The organism is Empedobacter sp. UBA7494 (assembly GCF_002478465.1).
GTDB lineage: Bacteria > Bacteroidota > Bacteroidia > Flavobacteriales > Weeksellaceae > Empedobacter > Empedobacter falsenii_B.
This window is the reverse complement of sequence record NZ_DLOC01000083.1, coordinates 1-3,735: the sequence shown is the minus strand read 5'-3', so window position 1 is coordinate 3,735 and position 3,735 is coordinate 1. Positions and strand designations below refer to the sequence as shown.

Here is a 3,735-nt window from a genome sequence, read left to right as displayed (position 1 = left end):
TCGACCTTATTTATTTTTATTGAAATGCTCCAATTGTAGGAGTTGTGCCTCGTGGTTGTCCATTATAATCTAATGGATATTGTTGCGCAAAAGATATTTTTCCTTTCCCTTTCGCAGGTGATTCATTTTTCACAGCTAATTTATTTGCAAAATAATTTGTATCCTCAAACATCGGATCTAACGTAATACTTGCCAAGAAATTTGGCGCAGTTTTCACATTTAATACTGAAGTATCCGCATTGTGAATAACATTGGTGTCAAATAAATAATTGAAAGCCGCACCATCTTTTTTATCCAATAAAATAGCATTTGGCGTGCGTTCATTATATATAATACAATTTCCGAACGTTGCTTTTGTCAAAGCCGAAACATTTTTATCATTGTTTTCGTTACTCAAGAAAAGCGAATAAGCTGGACCAGCACCTGTTGCAAAATTGTAATAATTGGCAAAAGTAGAATGATAAAATTCGTACGAACCACCATATTCTATTGCTAAAGTTGCCAAATTACTATTATTCATTACCAAGTTGTAACCTGCAATTGTAGCGTTTGTTGCTAAAATTCCATACGATTGATTATTAACAATTTTAGCATTACTAATATCTAATTTCGCATTATTTACGTGTAAACCAGTATCTGCACCAATAATTTTTGCATAATTGATTTTTGATGTACTATTTGGAGCTAATTCGATTTTGTTCCATTGATCAGGAATTGAATCGTATTTGTTATCATGACGCGCCGAACGAAATTTCACTTCTTCATTCAAAGCTCCATTCACCGTAAGTTTTGCATTATTTCCAATCGTTAAACTTGCTCCTTTTTTGAAATAAACTTTTGCACCTTTATCAATTGTTAAATCACTTGTAACAGTTAAATTTCCGTCAATTACTTGGGCTTCGTTTACATTCCAATTTGCAGAAGAAATTGTAGCATCTTTTGCATGAATTTTAGCTTTTTCTATCCAAGAAAGTAACTTGATTTTTTTAGAAGAATTGGTTGTTTCGAAATTAATTTCGTCATCGTAAAGTGGATTAAGAGGTGCTTCTTGTGCATTTACTTCAACAAAAATAAATAAACTATCCTTTTTACGAATCGGTACATTTTCGAAACTTGTTCCTGCTTTTCCGTCTACATTTATATTAAAAAATGAATTATTTCCACGTGTCAAATATATTTTTGGAATCACGCGATCATCATTCTCAAGATTATAAATTTTAAGCAGATAGGTTTCAGATTTAGAGAAATTATATACGGTATCTACGGAAACGGTATCTTTGCTAAAGCGCAATTCAGAACTAATTGGATCATAGTCAAAATCATCGCGACAAGATTGAAAACCAATCAAAGAAGCAATACCAAGTCCGGCGATTAATGTTTTTACGTTCATAAAGTTATGATTCATTATATAAGTTTAAACAGCAAATAATAGGTTTTATTGTAGATGAACAAAGATAAAAATTAGATTTTTATGAATAGATTCTGAAAAAAATAGTTGTAAGAATTACTAAAATGTTTATATTTGCACCACGAAAAATGTGTACAAGAAGTGCAGGTTTAATTTTAAGAAGCCCATTACACTCGAAATTAAATTTGCTTAATGTATTGTTTTAAATGTTTTTTCAATAGAATTGATTGTAACATTCTGTAAATAATATTATCTTTGCACTCCAATAAAGTTAACAAAGAAGATTAAAAAAATGAAAAAAGATATCCACCCAACAAATTACCGTTTGGTAGCATTCAAAGATATGTCTAACGAAGATGTGTTCATCACAAAATCTTGTGCTGATACTAAAGATACATTAGTTGTTGACGGAGTAGAGTACCCATTGATCAAAATGGAGATTTCTTCTACATCTCACCCATTTTACACAGGTAAAACTAAATTGGTTGATACTGCAGGACGTATCGATAAATTCAGAAGCAAATACGCTAAAAAAGGATAAGAATAGGCAACTATTTGCAATCTTTAAAATATATCAAAAACCTACAAGAATTTCTTGTAGGTTTTTTAGTTTAATCAGGTTTTAATTATAAATTTGTAACGTTATATTAACACAAAAAATAGTTAACTCACATGTCTTTATTCGACAATACACAGTTTGCTTTCGAATCGAAATCAGATAAAGATTTAAAGAAAGCGTATTACTTATACAAGTTAATCGGAAGCCCCGCATTGACAAGTTTTGGAACTAAGTTTTTTAATTTACCATTTGCGGTAGATATCCCATTCGTAAAACCTGTAATTCGTGAAACAATCTACAAACAATTTGTAGGAGGAGAAACGGCAGAACAAGGTGTGGTTGTCGCAAATGAATTATTTAAATATCACGTAAGTTCTATTTTAGATTATTCTATCGAAGGATTAACAGAAGAAAAACAATTTGACGAAGTTCGTGACGTTATGTTACACTTGGTTGATTTAGCAAAATCTAATCAATCAATTCCATTTGTAGTATTTAAACCAACTGCATTTGGTCGAATCGAATTATTTGAAAAAGTAGGGAAGAAACAAACGTTAACTGCAGAAGAAGAAAAATCTTGGGCAAATATTCGTCAACGTTTTGAGGCTGTATGTCAAAAAGGATATGATTTGGATGTTAATATCATGGTAGATGCAGAAGAAACTTGGATGCAAGGTTCTGCAGATGATTTGACTGACGAAATGATGGTGAAATATAACACAAAACGTGCATTAGTTTGGAATACGTTGCAAATGTATCGTCATGATCGTTTGGCTTATTTGAAAGAAATGCATGCAAAAGCAGAGCGCGAAGGATATTTCTTAGGATTCAAAATTGTGCGTGGAGCATATATGGAGAAAGAGCGTGCACGTGCGCAAGCCGAAGGTTACCCATCTCCAATTCAACCAAACAAAGAAGCTTCGGATAGAGATTATAACTTAGCGTTAGAATTTATTGCTTCTCATCACGAGCGTTTTGGTTTATTCGCAGGTTCGCACAACGAAGAAAGTTGCGAATTGTTAATCAAATTAATGAACGAAAACGGAATTGAGAAAAATAATCCAAATTTCTGGTTTGGACAATTATTTGGAATGAGTGATAATATTTCGTTCAACTTGGCGCATTTAGGATATAATATTGCAAAATATTTACCATATGGACCAATCAAAGAAGTAATGCCTTACTTGGTTCGTCGTGCACAAGAAAATACATCTGTTGCAGGACAAACAGGACGCGAATTGATGCTGATCGAAAAAGAATTAGAGCGTCGTAAAAAATCAAAATAATCGTTTTTTTATATAAAGCAAAAATCCACTCAATTTGAGTGGATTTTTTAATTAATTATTATTTTTCTTGATTTTAATCTTGCCTTTATGTTCATGATACATCATACAAGTTGCTTTATTTTCTAACTTTTTGCATGTTTTTTCAAAATCATAAATAACACTTACTGTTTCACCTTCTTTTTTGTCTCAAAGCATTTCATTATTACAAACCAAATAATCCTCTTTATTAACACGAATGTAAGTTCCTGTACAATCTCTTACAATTGTTCCTGTAAATAATCGATCGTGTTTAATGTTTGTACTGCAAGAAGATAGGGCTAAGGTAAGGAGAGTAGTTAATGAGAAAAGTAGTTTCATATTTCGATAAATTAATAATTATAAAGTTTTTATAGTGTAAATAAATAGAGTTTAACTATTTTAAAAACTTTTTTCATAAAAATTTAGAATAACCAACATTATCGAATCTTGTAAAGAAGTCACTT

3 protein-coding genes are annotated in these 3,735 nt (G+C 31.2%); 2 read left to right on the top strand and 1 reads right to left on the bottom strand.

All coding sequences use genetic code 11. From position 1 onward, the window contains the following. Window positions 1-16: 16 nt before the first annotated feature. Window positions 17-1,405, bottom strand: coding sequence for a hypothetical protein (locus B4E95_RS09830; RefSeq protein WP_291091374.1), 1,389 nt, complete (start codon window positions 1,403-1,405; stop codon window positions 17-19). Between the two features lie 295 nt (window positions 1,406-1,700). Here B4E95_RS09830 and B4E95_RS09825 point away from each other — a divergent pair, with 295 nt between their 5' ends. Continuing rightward, complete coding sequence (locus B4E95_RS09825) at window positions 1,701-1,949, top strand: type B 50S ribosomal protein L31 (protein WP_038335685.1); 249 nt, start codon at window positions 1,701-1,703, stop codon at window positions 1,947-1,949. A 131-nt stretch (window positions 1,950-2,080) separates the two neighbouring features. Further along, a complete protein-coding gene (locus tag B4E95_RS09820; protein ID WP_115001213.1) occupies window positions 2,081-3,253 on the top strand; it encodes a proline dehydrogenase family protein in 1,173 nt (390 codons plus the stop codon). Window positions 3,254-3,735: the final 482 nt, after the last annotated feature.